Source organism: Philodulcilactobacillus myokonensis, assembly GCF_027923585.1.
GTDB lineage: Bacteria > Bacillota > Bacilli > Lactobacillales > Lactobacillaceae > Philodulcilactobacillus > Philodulcilactobacillus myokonensis.
Window position 1 is genome coordinate 761,112 of sequence record NZ_BRPL01000002.1, and the last position, 16,345, is coordinate 777,456.

The 16,345-nt window shown below is 32.4% G+C and carries 16 protein-coding genes; 15 read left to right on the plus strand and 1 reads right to left on the minus strand.

Annotated features, from left to right (window positions below; genetic code table 11):
- Nucleotides 1-15: 15 nt before the first annotated feature.
- From fmt to WR164_RS04085, 6 genes are all read left to right on the plus strand, one after another.
- Complete coding sequence (gene fmt / locus WR164_RS04060) at nt 16-975, plus strand: methionyl-tRNA formyltransferase (RefSeq protein WP_286136271.1); 960 nt, start codon at nt 16-18, stop codon at nt 973-975.
- The gene (rsmB, locus tag WR164_RS04065) at nt 959-2,293 is read left to right on the plus strand and encodes a 16S rRNA (cytosine(967)-C(5))-methyltransferase RsmB (protein WP_373876919.1); all 1,335 of its coding nucleotides are present in this window, start codon (nt 959-961) and stop codon (nt 2,291-2,293) included. The genes fmt and rsmB overlap by 17 nt, the downstream gene beginning before the upstream one ends.
- Nucleotides 2,294-2,393: 100 nt before the next feature.
- The gene (gene pknB / locus WR164_RS04070; protein ID WP_286136273.1) at nt 2,394-4,067 is read left to right on the plus strand and encodes a Stk1 family PASTA domain-containing Ser/Thr kinase; all 1,674 of its coding nucleotides are present in this window, start codon (nt 2,394-2,396) and stop codon (nt 4,065-4,067) included.
- A 21-nt stretch (nt 4,068-4,088) separates the two neighbouring features.
- Nucleotides 4,089-4,985, plus strand: coding sequence for a ribosome small subunit-dependent GTPase A (rsgA, locus tag WR164_RS04075; protein WP_286136274.1), 897 nt, complete (start codon nt 4,089-4,091; stop codon nt 4,983-4,985).
- A gap of 9 nt (nt 4,986-4,994) precedes the next feature.
- Nucleotides 4,995-5,648, plus strand: a complete 654-nt coding sequence (gene rpe / locus WR164_RS04080) for a ribulose-phosphate 3-epimerase (protein ID WP_286136275.1) — start codon at nt 4,995-4,997, stop codon at nt 5,646-5,648.
- A 2-nt stretch (nt 5,649-5,650) separates the two neighbouring features.
- Entirely contained in the window at nt 5,651-6,298 is a 648-nt protein-coding gene (locus tag WR164_RS04085) for a thiamine diphosphokinase (RefSeq protein ID WP_286136276.1), read from the plus strand.
- Nucleotides 6,299-6,385: 87 nt separating this feature from the next.
- Here the strand turns inward: WR164_RS04085 and rpmB are convergent, their stop codons facing one another.
- Nucleotides 6,386-6,583 (minus strand): 50S ribosomal protein L28, encoded by a 198-nt coding sequence (rpmB, locus tag WR164_RS04090; protein WP_286136277.1) that lies wholly within the window; start codon nt 6,581-6,583, stop codon nt 6,386-6,388.
- A gap of 219 nt (nt 6,584-6,802) precedes the next feature.
- Between rpmB and WR164_RS04095 the strand changes: the two genes are divergently transcribed.
- From WR164_RS04095 to ffh, 9 genes are all read left to right on the plus strand, one after another.
- A complete protein-coding gene (locus WR164_RS04095; protein ID WP_286136278.1) occupies nt 6,803-7,165 on the plus strand; it encodes an Asp23/Gls24 family envelope stress response protein in 363 nt (120 codons plus the stop codon).
- Between the two features lie 31 nt (nt 7,166-7,196).
- Nucleotides 7,197-8,894 (plus strand): DAK2 domain-containing protein, encoded by a 1,698-nt coding sequence (gene fakA, locus WR164_RS04100; RefSeq protein WP_286136279.1) that lies wholly within the window; start codon nt 7,197-7,199, stop codon nt 8,892-8,894.
- Between the two features lie 23 nt (nt 8,895-8,917).
- On the plus strand, nt 8,918-10,948 hold the full coding sequence (gene recG / locus WR164_RS04105; protein ID WP_286136280.1) for an ATP-dependent DNA helicase RecG: 2,031 nt from the start codon (nt 8,918-8,920) through the stop codon (nt 10,946-10,948).
- A gap of 12 nt (nt 10,949-10,960) precedes the next feature.
- A complete protein-coding gene (plsX, locus tag WR164_RS04110; protein WP_286136281.1) occupies nt 10,961-11,995 on the plus strand; it encodes a phosphate acyltransferase PlsX in 1,035 nt (344 codons plus the stop codon).
- A gap of 72 nt (nt 11,996-12,067) precedes the next feature.
- Nucleotides 12,068-12,316 carry an acyl carrier protein gene (acpP, locus tag WR164_RS04115; protein ID WP_286136282.1) on the plus strand — a complete coding sequence of 83 codons (249 nt, stop codon included), beginning with the start codon at nt 12,068-12,070 and terminating at the stop codon, nt 12,314-12,316.
- A gap of 87 nt (nt 12,317-12,403) precedes the next feature.
- Complete coding sequence (rnc, locus tag WR164_RS04120; protein WP_286136283.1) at nt 12,404-13,102, plus strand: ribonuclease III; 699 nt, start codon at nt 12,404-12,406, stop codon at nt 13,100-13,102.
- A gap of 13 nt (nt 13,103-13,115) precedes the next feature.
- Complete coding sequence (gene ftsY, locus WR164_RS04125) at nt 13,116-14,453, plus strand: signal recognition particle-docking protein FtsY (RefSeq protein WP_286136284.1); 1,338 nt, start codon at nt 13,116-13,118, stop codon at nt 14,451-14,453.
- A gap of 51 nt (nt 14,454-14,504) precedes the next feature.
- Nucleotides 14,505-14,846, plus strand: a complete 342-nt coding sequence (locus tag WR164_RS04130; RefSeq protein ID WP_286136285.1) for a putative DNA-binding protein — start codon at nt 14,505-14,507, stop codon at nt 14,844-14,846.
- A gap of 16 nt (nt 14,847-14,862) precedes the next feature.
- The gene (ffh, locus tag WR164_RS04135; RefSeq protein ID WP_286136286.1) at nt 14,863-16,329 is read left to right on the plus strand and encodes a signal recognition particle protein; all 1,467 of its coding nucleotides are present in this window, start codon (nt 14,863-14,865) and stop codon (nt 16,327-16,329) included.
- Nucleotides 16,330-16,345: the final 16 nt, after the last annotated feature.

The following is a 16,345-nucleotide window of genomic DNA, read 5'->3' on the forward strand; positions in this document are numbered from 1 at the left end:
TTTGGAGGAATTAACATGAAACAATCAGTTGTTTTAATGGGAACGCCATCATTTTGTGTTCCAATTTTAGAAGGATTAGTTAAAGATAAATACCAGATTAAAGCAGTTGTTACTCAACCAGATCGGCCAGTTGGTAGGAAACATCTCTTAAGTGAATCACCAGCAAAAAAAGCCGCTCAAAAATTTAATATTCCGGTTCTACAACCACAAAAATTAGGTGGAAGCCATGAAATGGATCAAGTAATTAAAATTGCTCCTGATTTCATTATTACTGCTGCTTATGGGCAATTTTTGCCAACTAAATTATTAAATGCTGCTAAAATTGCTGCAGTTAATGTTCATGGATCATTGTTGCCAAAGTATCGTGGTGGTGCGCCGGTCCAATATGCAATTATGAATGGCGATGATCAAACTGGCATTACAATCATGTACATGGCTAAGAAAATGGATGCTGGTGATATTATTGATGAACAATCCGTTCAGATTACTAAAACTGATAATACCCAAACAATGTTTAAGAAATTAAGCTTTGTTGGTCGTGACCTCCTTTTAAAAACTTTACCTAAAATCGTTAATGGTAGTGTTAAACCGATAAAGCAAGATGAGAGCAAAGTCGTTTTTTCACCTAATATTAAACGTTCTGAAGAGCGTTTAAATTTTAATCAATCAGCTACTTTAATTGATGATAAAGTTCGTGCTTTATATCCAGATCCAATTTCATACGTTATACTGAAAAATAAAAGGACTAAAATATTTGAGACCACGCCTTTAAATGAACATACTGACAAAAAGCCAGGAACGGTCGTTGAAAAAGATAAACATCATTTAAAAATTGCTGCTGGAAAAAATTCTGTAATTGAAATCAATGTTTTGCAACCTGCTGGGAAACATAAACAAAAAATTAATGATTATTTAAACGGTGCCGGTCAAAATATAAAAGTAGGAGATCAAATTATAAATAATGATAACAAATAACAATCCAAGATTAATGGCAGTCAAAACTTTAAGTCGGGTTCATGATGGGGCATATTCCAATCTTCAATTAAATTGGGTTATTAATAACAGTAAAATGGACCATCGGGATATTGCACTAATGACAAATATTGTTTACGGTGTGATTCAACATCGTCTAACATTGAATTATGAAATTGTGCCATTTTTAAAACAACCTGAAAAAGTAAAGCCGTGGTTAATGGAGTTACTTTATTCAGCTCTTTATCAAATGGAATATTTAACTAGGGTTCCAAAAAGGGCAATTTTTAATGAATCAATTAAAATTGCAAAGCAATTAGGTAATGATGGTTCTAGAAAATTAGTTACTGGAATTCTTCATCAAATGGACCGTAGTGGGCTACCAAGCTTTGAACGGATTAAGGATGGCAAGAAAAAATTATCAATTCAATATAGCGTACCAAGCTGGATCATTGAACAATTGTTGGATCAAGTTGGTAAGAATAAGACCATTTCAATTCTAAAGAGTATCAATCAACCATCCAAACAAGCAATTCGGGTCAATCAGCATTTAATTTCAATCAAAGATGCAATTCAACAATTAAAAGCTCAAAATTATCATGTTCAATCGAGTCAAATTGCTCAAGCCGGTTTGATTTTATCTGGAAAACCAGTGACGTTGAGTTCGTTGTTTAAGACCGGTGCAATTACAATTCAAGATGAAAGTGCTATGTTGCCAGTAGAAGCATTGGATATCAAAGGTGATAGTCAGGTCTTAGACGCTTGTGCAGCACCTGGTGGAAAAACAACCCAAATTGCTGAAAAATTAAATCAAGGTGGCATTGTTCGTGCCCTTGATCTACATCGTAGTAAAATTAAAAAAATTGATCAAAATGTTAAAAGAATGCATTTAGAAAAGCGTGTTAATTCAATGGATTTAGATGCTAAAAAGGTTGATCAAAAATTTAGCGATGAACAGTTTGATCGCATTTTAGTTGATGCACCTTGTTCTGGATTAGGCTTAATGCAAAGAAAGCCAGAAGTTCGTTATGGTAAAAAAATTGATGATGTTTTAAGATTGGTTAAAACTCAATCCGAAATTTTGAATGCAGTTGCTAGAAAATTAAAGCACGGTGGAATTATGGTTTACAGTACGTGTACGATTTTAAATCAAGAAAATCAAAATGTGATTGTTCAATTTGTCGAAAATCATCCTGAATTCAAAATTGAAGATTTATCTAAACAATTTAAATTTGATCATCAAATTAATGGCTATCTGAAAATCTTCCCGGATGACTATGATTCAGATGGTTTCTTTATTTGTAAACTAAGAAGGGAATAATTGAATTGCTAATGGTTAATTCCTTCGTTCGTTTAATGTTATAATTAATAAAACATTAAACTGGATTGAATTGATTATTGATTCAATCGGGAGGATAGTAATGCAAAAGGGTGAAGTCTTAAATAGCCGTTACAAAATTATTCGTGCTTTAGGCAACGGCGGAATGGCCAATGTCTATCTTGCATTTGATTTAATCTTAAAACGAAATATATGTATCAAAGTACTTAAATTAAAATTAGCGAACAATATAAAAACTAAACAGCGTTTCAAACGTGAAGCGCAAGCATTAACCCATCTAAACAGTCCATATATTATTAAAATATATGATTATGGTGAGGTCGACCATGTCCAATATTTGGTTAAGGAATATGTTAAAGGAACAACATTGGATCAATATATAATGAAAAATCGTCCGTTATCCGTTCGGCGTGCAGTCCAAATTATGGAACAGATGGTTATGGCCACTCAGGAGATGCATCACCACCATATTATTCATCGGGATATTAAGCCTCAAAATATTTTAATTGATGATCATCAAACGGTTAAATTAATGGATTTTGGGATTGCTAATATTTTATATGAGCATTCAATTGATAGTAAGGATAAAGTTATTGGTTCAATTAGATATTTATCACCGGAACAAATTAAAAATAACCATGCAACGGTTCAATCGGATATTTATTCCCTAGGCGTTGTATTTTACGAGTTATTAGCGGGTCATCCGGCTTTTACTGGTAATAACATCAATGAAATTGCTAAGAAACATTTGAAAAAATCAATTCCATCAATTCGAACAACGCGAAATGATGTGCCGCTTGAAATTGATAAAATTATTGCTCATGCAGCCGCCAGAAATTCGTTTGATCGTTATCATAATGATCTTGAATTTTTGAATGATTTATCAAATGCTGACTCAAATAATCATAATCTCAAACTAACATTAAATCGCCATTTAAATTTTGATTCTTCATCTGATGATTCAGATACTAAAGTTTTAAACTTGACTTCACTAAATGATCATTCAATCAAATCTGATCATTTTACTCTAAAAGACCATCATCATTCTAAAGTTAATCAATATTTTTTATGGTTATTTATTTTCATTGGTTTCCTGGGACTTTGCTTTATTACTTTAATTGTTACAAAAAAATATTCAGTCACCATCCCAAATATCAAGGGAAAAAATAAATATGAAGCCATTCAAATTCTTAGAAGGCACCATTTAAATGTTAGTAATATTGAATTTCAAGATGATCATAAATTATCATACAATAATGTTATTAGTGTTTCTCCACAAATTAGTATGCGAGTAAAAGCAAATTCAAAAGTGGTTTTAGTGCTAAGTAATGGGAATGGTAATTTTACTGTTCAAAATTACATTGGGCAAAAGTATCAATCTGTGATTCAAGAGTTAAAATGGGCCGGTTTTAAAACTAGCGTTAGTTATCAATCGTCGAATGATTTTCCAAATGGTACCATTATTAAGCAAAGCTTGCCGGAAAATATGTCAATTCATCCTAAGAATAAATCGTTCCATTTTGTTATTTCGTCAGGAATGCATAAAAATAAACTAAAAAACTTAATTGGAATCAAGAAAAATGATGTTTTAAAATATGCTGAGGATAATCATTTACATGTTACTTTTCAATATCAAAATTCTAGGCAACCCTATAATACGGTTATTAATCAGAATCCGTTACCTGGAATTATTGAATATGATGGTGATAATATAGTAATAACGTTATCCTCAAATCAATTTGATAACGTAAGATAAAATTTATTTAGAGGTGATGAATTGAAAATAGGTAAAATTATTCAATCACTAAGCGGTTTTTATGACGTTATTAGTGATGGAAAAATATATCGGACGCGAGCCCGAGGTAATTTTCGGAAACGAAATATTAAACCATTGGTTGGTGATTTGATTGAATTTAAATCTACTAATTCAAATGATGGTTATGTCTTAAAAGTATTAAAAAGAAGAAACCAATTACTTAGGCCATTGATATCAAATGTTGATCAGGCAATTGTTGTAACTTCAGTTAAACAACCAGATTTTTCGTTTAACCTGCTTGATCGGCAATTGATTGCCTTAGCAATTCAACACATTCAACCAATTATTTATTTTACTAAGACTGATTTGATAAATGATGATCAATTTCATAAAATAAAATTAGTGGCTGACTATTATCTTTCAATTGGGTACATCGTCATTTTAAGTCGGGAATCATTTATGGATTCTAATTTAAAACGCTTAAAAGATAATTTTAAAAATAAAGAAGTCACCGTTATGGGACAAACGGGTGCTGGTAAATCCACTTTATTAAATCATATTATGCCGGACTTGAATTTAAAGACGGGCGTGATTTCAAAATCACTGCATCGTGGTAAACATACGACTAGAAGGGTTGCTTTATTAAATATTAATAATGGACTAGTTGCTGATACACCCGGTTTCTCATCCTATGAAGCCCTAAACATTGATTACCGACATTTAAAAGATTATTTTCCAGAATTTGTTAATAATGAAAATAAGTGTCGCTTTCGTGAATGTTTACACGTTAAAGAGCCACATTGCGCAATTAAATCCATGGTCGATAATGGTGAAATTATGAAAAGTAGGTATGACGACTATATCCAATTATTTGAAGGATTGAAAAATCAGAAACCAATTTATAATAAAAAGAAATGAGGAATAATAATGATTAAAGTTGCTCCTTCAATTTTAAGTGCGGACTATGTTAATTTAGAACGCGATATTAAAAAGGTTGAAAAAGCCGGCGCTGAATATTTGCATATTGACGTTATGGATGGAATGTTTGTCCCATCGATTTCCTATGGACCGGGATGGGTTAAAGCAATCCGTCCAATTTCTAATCAAACTTTAGATGTTCATATGATGGTTCAAAATCCTGAAAGATACATTAAAACATTTACTGATGCTGGCGCTGACTTGATTGGTGTTCATTTTGAAGCAACACCACATATTCACCGCGCATTACAGATGATAAAAAGTAATGGTGCTAAGGCTGAGGTAGTTATTAATCCTGGAACATCTGTTGAAAGCATTAAACCAGTTTTATACATGGTTGATCAAGTTCTAGTTATGACTGTTAATCCAGGCTTTGGTGGTCAAAAATTCATTCCAGAAATGGTTAACAAAATTAAAATGTTGAACCAATTAAAACGGGAAAATGGCTATCATTTTGATATTGAAATTGATGGTGGAGTAAATAATGAAACCGTCAAATCTGCATATCAAGCTGGTGCTACTGTTGCCGTGGCTGGTTCATATGTTTTTGATGCAAAAGATCCGGCAGATCGGGTTAAGGCAATTAAAAGGGCAACTAAATAATTATGACAACAGTTAATTTATTGGTTGGTGGACCCACTGAATTTTGGCCAACCAGTTTAAAAAAACACCAATTTAATGGAAAATGGGTTGGTGCTGACCGTGGTAATCTAAGATTGATAAAAATGGGAATTACCCCTTCCATTGCAATTGGTGATTTTGATTCAATGAATCAAGATGAATTAAATCTTGTTAAACATCATGTAAAAACTATTATTTCATCTTCACCAATCAAAGATGATACCGACACTGAACTGGGGCTTAAAATTACTATGGATCATTTTAATTTTGATCAAATTAATATTTTTGGTGCTACGGGTGGTCGAATCGATCATTTTTTAACTAATTTATTTATGATGTTGGAACCACGTTTTCGGCCAATTGTACCGAAAGTAAAAATAATTGATAATCAAAATACAATTAATTTTTACCTTCCTGGAAAACATTTTATTGATAAAGAAAATGATAAACATTACTTGGCCTTTGTTCCACTAGAAACGATGCATTTAACCTTAAATGATGAAAAGTACCGTTTGAATCATCGTTTGGTTAAATATCCGACATCGTATTCTAGTAACGAATTTATTGGTCAAAGAAATCATTTTGAATTTGATCATGGAATTCTTTGTGTAATTCAGAGTAAAGATAAGTAAAATAAAAGCAATCTATCATAATATGTATTGAATGATAGATTGCTTTTATTTTAAATATTTAAAAAATTAATTCTTAAGTGAATTAAACTATGCTCTAGTAATTGAACCGTTTTTCTTTCCAGCTCTTAAAGTTCTAGCACTGAGCCATACTTTCTTAGGATGACCATTTACTAAAATACGAACCTTTTTTAAGTTTGGCTTCCAGCTACGACGGTTGGCATTTAAAGCATGTGAACGTTTGTTACCAAAATGGGTTCTTTTATTATTGATAAAATCTTTAGCCATGACTAATCCTCCTCTTTTTTATGAATTATCGCGATACTTTTAAGTCCACTTAATTAATTTAGCATATTAAACTTTATTTTTCAACATTTTCAATCAAGTATTATTACTTGACAGCTTAAAAAGTTGTTATCATGGTGAATATTTTGGCTTTTAAAATGATTTATGTTAAAATTTATTGTTGATTATAACTGAATAAATTATAAAGGGAGGCTAATGTCATTGGCCGTTAAAATCAAAACTAAATATGGAATGATCGATATTAATAATAATGTTATTTCAACTGTTGTTGGTGGGGCTGCCACTAATAATTATGGAGTTGTTGGGATGGCTAGTAAAAATCAATTCAAGGATAATTTCAATAGCATTTTGAGAAAAGAAAATTATTCAAAAGGTGTGATTGTAAGACAAACAAGTAACGGAATCTCAATTGAAGTAAACATTATCGTCAGCTATGGAACTAAGATTTCTGAAGTTTGCAGAAACGTTCAATCAAAAGTTAAATATAATTTAAAATCAATGTTAGGCGTTGAAGCTGACTCAGTTAATGTAATTGTTCAAGGCGTCCAAGTCTTAAATCAATAAAATGACATTAGCTAAGGGGGAATAGTATAAATTGACTGTTAAGGAAATTGACTCCGATAAATTTAATAAAATGATTCAAGCAGCTTCTAATCAACTAAAAAATAATGTTAAATTTATTAATTCATTGAATGTTTTTCCTGTTCCAGATGGAGATACTGGGACTAATATTAGCTTATCGATGGCAAATGGAGCTAAATATGTTGAAAATGATGACACCCAATCAGTTGGCGAACTTTCACAATCGCTAGCTAAGGGTCTTTTAATGGGTGCCCGTGGTAATTCTGGTGTCATTCTTTCACAAATTTTTAGGGGGTTTGCCCAATCAGTAAAGAATAAATCAGAATTAAATGCGGATGATTTAGTTAGTGCATTGAAAAATAGTGCTGAATCAGCTTATAAAGCTGTTATGAAACCCACTGAAGGAACAATTTTAACTGTTATTAGAAAAGCTGCCGAAGGTGGTAGTAATGAATTAAAAGAAACTTCTGATGTTGCCAAAATCATGGATGCCGTTTATAACAGTGCTGAAAAAGCATTGAAAAAGACACCAGATCTACTTCCAATTTTAAAACAAGTTGGAGTGGTTGATTCTGGAGGTCAGGGGCTCGTTTTTGTCCTTCAAGCCTTTGCTGACGTTTTAAATAATCGTCCAACTGATAACCATCATCATCTTGATCCAAGTGAAATGAATGAAATGGTTGATGTAACTCATCATAAAAGTGTTCAGGGTGAAATTGACCCTTCTGACATTAAATATGGGTACTGTACCCAAATGACCGTTAGATTTGGGCATGGTAAAGAGGTCGATCGAAAATTTGAATACCAACCTTTCTATGATTATTTAGCTAAATTAGGTGATTCATTGTTGGTAATTAATGATGATGAAGTTGCTAAAGTCCATGTTCATACTGAACATCCTGGAAAGGTACTTGCATGGGGACAGCATTTTGGTGATTTAATTAAAATTAAAATCGACAATATGAGAAGACAGCAGGAAGATATTATCAAAAATGATAAGCAAAGTTCGAAGGGTAAACCAAGAAATAATGAAAAGCCAAAATCTCAATTAATTAATGGAATGGCAATCATTGCTGTGGTAACCGGTAATGGATTAATGAAGCTGTTTAATAGTCTCGGCGTAACTAACTTTATTAATGGTGGTCAAAGCATGAATCCAAGTACTCATGATATTTTAGCTGTTATTAATGAAAGTCATGCTAAAAAAGCAATTATTTTGCCTAATAATGGCAATATTTTCATGGCAGCTTCACAAGCGGCTAATGTTGCTTCTATTCCAGTTCAGGTTGTTCATAGTAAAACTATTTCCCAGGGATTAACTTCGATGCTTGGATTTAATCCAGATAATTCACTAAAAGAAAATCATGATGATATGGAAGACAATTTAGGTAGCGTTATTAGTGGTGAAGTTACCAATGCTATTCGTGATACTAAAATTAATGGATTAGATATTAAAAAGAATCAGTATATGGGAATTATTAATGGTAATATTTCAGTTAATGACAAAGATAAAATTACTGCAACTGTAAAAATGGTTAAAAAAATGTTAAATGATGATTCTGAAGTTGTTACCATTATTTATGGTAAAAATAGTAATCAGGATGAAGCCCAGAAAATTGCTGATCATATTAAAAAAATTGATGATGAATTGGAAATTGAAATTCATGAAGGTGACCAGCCAATTTATCCATTCTTAATTTCTGTTGAATAGGTTATTAATTGGGAGGATAAGTTATGAAAAAATTAAGTGATCCGGTTAATACCTTAAAGGGGGTTGGCATTAAAACCCAGTCGGCTCTTGCTAAATTAGGGATTGATGATATTAATGATTTATTAACTTATTTTCCATTCCGATATTCAGACTTTCATGTAAAGAATTTAAACAATATTATTGATGGAGAAAAAGTAACATTACGGGGGAAAATTTCCGGGATTCCAATTGTAAATTATTTTGGCAGAAGGAGAAGCACACTTAGATTCAAATTACTGGTAAATAAAAATAATGTGGTTGTGACTTTTTTTAACCAACCATGGCTTAAAAAACAATTAATTCCCGGAAACGAAATCTTGGTATATGGACGTTTTAATACTAATCGGCTTAGCCTTAGTGGCATTAAAATATTATCACATCAAGTTAGTAATCAAATGGCTGCAATTTACCCATCAAATAAAAATATTAGATCAAATACAATTAAAAAATTAGTCCAAGAAGCGTATCAAGAATATCATCAATTGATTTTTGATTATGTTCCGGAATGGCTAATAAAAAAATATCGTTTAGAACATGAAGAAGAAGTAATTCATGATATGCATTTTCCTGACAATCAAAAAGAAGCTTTGTTAGCGCGACGGACTGCTAAGTTTAATGAATTTTTTTTGTATCAAATGAAATTGCAATTGATGAAAATAGATCATCAGACTCATAATGGAATTAGAATTAAATATAACCGTTCAAAAATTAATGATTTTATTAAACAATTGCCCTTTAAATTAACCAATGCTCAAAAAAAAGTGGTTCAAGAAATTGATTTGGATTTAACCCGTCCAGTTCAAATGGATCGCTTGCTTCAGGGAGATGTTGGCAGTGGTAAAACGATCGTAGCTGCAATTGCAATGTATGCAACGATTATGTCTGGTTATCAAGTTGCTTTAATGGTACCAACTGAAATATTGGCAGAACAACATGCTAATAATTTAGCCAATTTATTTAAAAATTTGCCGATTAGAATCGGATTATTAACCGGATCAACTAAAACGACTGCTAGAAATGAATTGCTGCCACGCTTAGCAAATGGCAATATTGATTTAATTATTGGGACCCATGCTCTAATTCAGGATCCTGTTAAATACCATCGATTAGGTTTAGCAGTGATTGACGAGCAACATCGTTTTGGCGTTAATCAAAGAAAAGCATTGCGAAAAAAAGGGCACAATCCTAATGTTTTAGCGATGACTGCTACTCCCATTCCAAGAACGCTTGCGATTACTTCTTATGGGGATATGGATGTTTCAATTATTAATGAAATGCCAAGGGGAAGAAAGCCGGTTTTGACATCTTGGATTAGATCAAAACAATTTAAGGATGCACTTCCGATTATTTTGAAACAATTGAAAAAAGGCGAACAAATTTACGTTGTAACTCCATTAGTTGAAGCATCTGAAGCAATTGATATGCGAAATGCGGAAAACATTTATCAGCAGTTTAAATCTTATTTTGGTTCACAATTTAAAGTTGGACTTCTTCATGGCAGAATGAAAGATGAAGAAAAAAATCAAATTATGAATGATTTTAAACAACGTAAAATTCAAATCCTAGTTTCAACCACTGTGATTGAAGTTGGTGTTGATGTATCAAATGCAACCATGATGATTATTTACAATGCTGACCATTTTGGATTGGCGCAATTACATCAACTACGCGGTAGAGTTGGAAGAGGTAGTGCACAGTCTTATTGCTTATTAATCGCGGATCCTAAAAATAAATTAGGCGAAAAGAGAATGCAGGTTATGGTTGATACTAATAACGGCTTTATTGTGTCCCAAAAAGATCTTGAACTAAGGGGTCCTGGTGATTTAATGGGGCATGAACAGTCTGGTTTACCTGAATTTAAAGTTGGTGATCCAGTTAGTGACGTTGTTATTCTGAATGTTGCTCAACAAGAAGCAATTGGGATTATTAAACAACCTGATTGGCAAACACAACCTGTTAATTCAAATTTAAAACTTAAAATTAATCAAGATTCAACACACGATATTTTAGATTAAAGGAGATAAACTATGAAAATTGCAATTGATGCGATGGGCGGAGATTACGCCCCCACAGAAATAGTTAAGGGGGTTGAATTAGCGCGTGATAAATATTCTGAGATTGAATTTCAACTATATGGACCATTGGATCAAATTAAACCACTGGTAAAAAATAACGAACGAATTGATATTATTAATGCTGATGAAGTGATTGGCATGGGAGAAGAACCAGTTCGAGCTGTAATGCGTAAAAAGAATTCCAGCATTGATTTAGCAGCTAAAGCAGTTAAAGATCACCAAGCTGATGCTTTTTTGTCTGCTGGGAATACCGGTGCCATTCTAACTGCCGGGTTATTTATTGTTGGAAGAATTAAGGGGATTGATAGGCCTGGATTAACAACAACAATGCCAGTCGTTACCCGTGGTGATCAGTCTAAGTTTGTGATGCTTGATGTTGGTGCAAATGCGGATTCGAAAGCATTTAATCTTTATCAATATGCATTTATGGGTAAATATTATGCTGAACAGGTTTTAAAAATTAAAAATCCTCGAATTGGGTTGTTGAATAACGGGACCGAACCTGATAAGGGTGATATGTTACACAAACATGTTCATAAATTATTATCTCAAAATGACGATTTAAATTTTATTGGTAACGTTGAGTCAAGAGAATTATTAAATGGCGCTGCTGATGTAGTTGTATCAGATGGTTTTACAGGAAATGCTGCTTTAAAGGGAATTGAAGGTGCTGCATTGTCTGTTATGAACGTGATTAAAGACACAATTATGTCTGGTGGTTTAAGAAGCAAGCTAGGTGCTCTAATGTTAAAAAAATCATTTAAACAAATTGGTAATAAAATGGACTATTCGAAATATGGCGGCGCTGTTTTAATGGGAGTTAAAGCTCCGGTTGTTAAAACTCATGGTAGTAGTAAAGCAACGACCGTACGAAATACAATTGGTCAAATTAAAACAATGGTGGATTCTAAAACCGTTAATCAAATTGTTAACTATTTTGATGTCCATGCTGATGAAATGAAAGAAATTAAGAAAAATTCTAAATAATAAAATAATTACTGATTATCTGTTATAATAATTAGTAATTTTAATTCCATCCATAGTAAGGAAATGATTATAATGAGTCGTGAAGAAATTTTTAATAAGATTGCTGACATGTTATCAGAACAATTTGATGTCGATCGTAGTAAAATTAAAGGTTCTTTAAATTTTCAAGATGATTTAGATGCAGATTCAATTGATTTTGTTGAATTTGTTTTAAAATTAGAAGATGAATTTGGTGCTAAAATTTCTGATGAGACAGCTGAAAAATTGACAACTGTTGATAAGGCTGTAAAATATATTTCAGAGCATTCAAATAAAAATTAAATCGATATGAAATTTAATGAAGCGATTACTAGCGATGGGTAATCGCTTTTATTCATAGCGTAATAATTAAATTAAGGAGAATAAATAATGATAAAAGAATTTGATGATTTAATTTATAATAATTATCGAATTAAATTTAATAATGAAGCACTATTAGATGCAGCCATGACCCAAGCATCCTATGTGAATGAACATCCTGATCAAAATTTGAAATTTTATCAGCGATTAGAATTTTTGGGTGATGCAGTTTATGAATTAGCTGTATCCACGTATATTTTTAAACGATTTCCTAAATTGCCAGAAGGTCGCTTGACTAGATTAAGAGCTGCAATGGTTAATGAAGATAGTTTCAGTCGGCTTGCTAAGGAATGCCAATTTAATAAGTACATTCGGTTAGGTAAAGGTGAAGAAGAAGCTGGCGCCAGGAATCGTGAAAAATTACTTTGCGATATTTTTGAATCATTCATTGGTGCCGTTTATTTAGATCAAGGAATGGACAAGGTGGTATCATTTTGTAAGCAGGTTCTTTTCCCTAAGTTGGATGAAGGTTGGTTTGATGAATATTTTGATCATAAAACTGATTTACAAGAAAAAGTACAAGAACATGGACCTGTTGACATTGAATACCATCTTTTAGACGAAGAAGGTCCAGATAACGATCGAAGATTTAAGACTTCTGTTGTTATTAATGGCAAGGAATATGGTGAAGGTGTCGGTGAATCTAAAAAGGATGCCGAACAAAATGCAGCTAAACGTGCATTAAAAGTTCTTGATAATGATGAATAAAGGAGGATAATTCATGGGCTTATTTGACATTTTTAAACGAAAAAATAAAAAGAATTCAAAGAAAAATCATTTTGAGCAGGATCATGATGACAAAAATCAAAAAAATGTAAAAAAACAAGTAACTAAACCTGATGAACATCAAACGGCATCAGAAACTCCTCAAAGTAATGAATCAAGTAATTCTAATGAAAGTGAAGTACCTAAGAAAAGTAAGGTGTCAGGTGAAACTATTCAATCGAGTGAATTTGCCCAATTGAATGAAGAATCAAGTCAAAATTCATCGACCACAATTTCATCAAATAATTTAAGTGAAGAAAAATCAAGTGAATTTAACTCAAGGGTGTCCGCGTCATCAAATGCTAGTGATTCATCATCTAATTCAGAAAATACAGATCACCATAATAATGAAAAATCAGATGATGAATCATTGTATGAACATGGTTTAGCTAAATCACGATCTAGTTTTGGTCAAAAATTGAATGCATTATTTGCACATTTTAGATCTGTTAATGATGAATTCTTTGATGACTTAGAAGATACATTAATTGAATCTGATGTTGGTGTTAACATGGCAGTTAAATTAACTGATCAATTGAGGGATGAAGTTAAATTACGAAATGCTAAAACAAAATCAGATGTTCAAAATGTTATTATTAAGAAATTAATTGATTTATATGATCAAAATGGTGATCAAAATAATCAGATTAATTTTTCCAAAAAAGGACCCACTGTGATTCTATTTGTCGGTGTTAATGGTGCTGGTAAGACAACTACCATTGGTAAAATGGCTAATATGTATAAACAACAGGGCAAGAAAGTTTTATTGGCAGCTGCAGATACATTTAGAGCTGGAGCAATTGAACAGCTTGATGTTTGGGCTCAACGTGACAAGGTTGATATTGTAAAAAAAGAAGAAGGCAGTGATCCATCATCAGTTGTGTACGATGCAATTGATAAAGCCAAACGGGAAAATTACGATATTTTATTTGTTGATACAGCTGGACGTCTGCAAAATAAGGTTAATTTAATGAACGAATTAATGAAAATGAAGAAAGTTCTAACAAGATCTATTCCGGATGCTCCCCATGAAGTACTACTAGTTTTAGATGCAACAACGGGACAAAATGCTTTAAACCAGGCTAAATTATTTACTAAAGATACAAACGTTAGTGGAATTGTTTTAACCAAGCTAGATGGAACTGCTAAGGGTGGCATTGTTTTAGCAATTAGAAATGAAATGCATTTGCCTGTTAAGTACGTCGGATTAGGCGAAGGTGTTAATGATTTAAGGCCATTTGATGCTAATGATTTTATTTACGGCTTGTTTAAAGGACTATTCAAACAAAATTAATGATAATTAGTATCTAAAAATAATGCTGGTCAAGAATTGGAGGTTTTGCATTTGGATCTTAAAAAGAACTATCGGATCAATTCATTATTTGAATTTTATGGATCTTTACTGACTTCCAAACAAAAAAATTATATTCAATTGTACTACGTTGATGATTATTCTTTGGGTGAAATATCAGAAAATTTTCATGTTAGTCGGCAGGCAGTTTATGATAATATTAAACGGACAGAATTAATTTTAGAAAGATACGAAAAGCAATTACATTTATACAAAGAATTTGTAATTCGCAATCGTCAATTTGATCAGATTAAGGATTATGTTGAGCATCATTATGCTGATGATCAAAAATTACATAATTTACTTGATCATCTTGAACATACTGAAGAAGAATGAGAGTGGTGAAATATAGATGGCATTTGAAGGATTAACTGAACGATTACAAAAAACTTTCAGAAACCTTAGAGGAAAGGGTAAAGTTAGTGAATCTGATTTAAGAAGTACAATGCGTGAAATTAGATTAGCATTGCTAGAAGCTGATGTTAACTTTACCGTTGTCAGAAATTTTGTAAAGAAAGTACAAACGAGGGCCAAGGGTGCCGACGTTTTAGAAGGGTTAAACCCTGCTCAACAAATTGTTAAAATTGTTGATGATGAATTAACTAAAACCATGGGAAAAGAAGCAACACCCTTAAATAAATCAGAGAAAATTCCAACGGTAATTATGATGGCCGGCCTGCAAGGTGCCGGTAAAACTACAACTGCTGGGAAATTAGCTTTGAAACTTAAAAATGAAAATAAAGCTAGGCCATTATTAATTGCAGCCGATGTTTACCGTCCAGCTGCTGTTGATCAATTAGTACAGGTGGGCCAACAAGTTAATGTCCCCGTATTTCAACAGGGCGTTGATGTTGACCCAGTTGATATTGTTAAAGCAGGCTTGGATCAGGCTAAGAAAGATAAAAATGATTACGTTATCATTGATACTGCTGGTCGCTTGCAGATTGATCAAAAATTAATGGATGAATTAAAACGGATCAAGGCACTTGCTAATCCAGATGAAATTCTATTAGTTGTTGATGCAATGACCGGACAAAATGCCGTTAGTACTGCCCAGGGTTTTAATGATGATTTAGATGTATCGGGAGTTGTACTAACTAAATTAGATGGTGATACTAGGGGTGGTGCGGCCCTTTCAATTCGTGCAGTTACTAAGAAGCCAATTAAATTTGTTGGACAGGGTGAAAAGATGACCGATTTAGATGTCTTTCATCCTGATCGAATGGCATCCAGGATTCTTGGTATGGGTGATTTGCTCACTTTAATTGAAAAAACTCAAAAGAATTACGATAAAAAACAAACCCAGAAATTAACTGAAAAAATTCAAAAGAATACATTTGATTTTAATGATTTCTTAGCGCAAATCAATAAAATTCAAAAAATGGGTCCTTTGAAAAATTTAATTAAAATGATTCCAGGAATGGCTAATAATCCTGCATTAAAAAATGCTAATATGAATCCAAAAGATATGGCCCATTTAAAAGCTGTTATTTATTCTATGACAAAAGAAGAAAGGACCAATCCAGACGTTTTAAATCCTTCTAGAAGAAAAAGGATTGCCAAGGGATCAGCAAGGCCAATTCATGAAGTTAATCGAATGATTAAACAATTTAACATGATGAAAAATATGATGAATAAAGTCTCAAACGGTAATATGTCTGGAATGTCAAACATGATGAATCAAGTTGGTATGAATGGTGCTGGTTCTGGAATGCCTGGAATGAATAACATGCCTAAAATGCCAATGAAAAAAATGTCTAAACAAATGAAAAAGAATCGACATTTAAAGCAAAAGCTTAGAAAATTAAGAAAACATTAATTAGAATGATGGTATG

Bases quoted from the DNA above. Each gene is read 5' to 3' on its own strand.
- fmt (WP_286136271.1), top strand. From the start codon at position 16: ATGAAACAATCAGTTGTTTTAATGGGAACGCCATCATTTTGTGTTCCA.
- pknB (WP_286136273.1), top strand. From the start codon at position 2,394: ATGCAAAAGGGTGAAGTCTTAAATAGCCGTTACAAAATTATTCGTGCT.
- acpP (WP_286136282.1), top strand. From the start codon at position 12,068: ATGAGTCGTGAAGAAATTTTTAATAAGATTGCTGACATGTTATCAGAA.
- plsX (WP_286136281.1), top strand. From the start codon at position 10,961: ATGAAAATTGCAATTGATGCGATGGGCGGAGATTACGCCCCCACAGAA.
- rnc (WP_286136283.1), top strand. From the start codon at position 12,404: ATGATAAAAGAATTTGATGATTTAATTTATAATAATTATCGAATTAAA.
- ffh (WP_286136286.1), top strand. From the start codon at position 14,863: ATGGCATTTGAAGGATTAACTGAACGATTACAAAAAACTTTCAGAAAC.
- rpmB (WP_286136277.1), bottom strand. From the start codon at position 6,583: ATGGCTAAAGATTTTATCAATAATAAAAGAACCCATTTTGGTAACAAA.
- ftsY (WP_286136284.1), top strand. From the start codon at position 13,116: ATGGGCTTATTTGACATTTTTAAACGAAAAAATAAAAAGAATTCAAAG.
- recG (WP_286136280.1), top strand. From the start codon at position 8,918: ATGAAAAAATTAAGTGATCCGGTTAATACCTTAAAGGGGGTTGGCATT.
- rpe (WP_286136275.1), top strand. From the start codon at position 4,995: ATGATTAAAGTTGCTCCTTCAATTTTAAGTGCGGACTATGTTAATTTA.
- WR164_RS04085 (WP_286136276.1), top strand. From the start codon at position 5,651: ATGACAACAGTTAATTTATTGGTTGGTGGACCCACTGAATTTTGGCCA.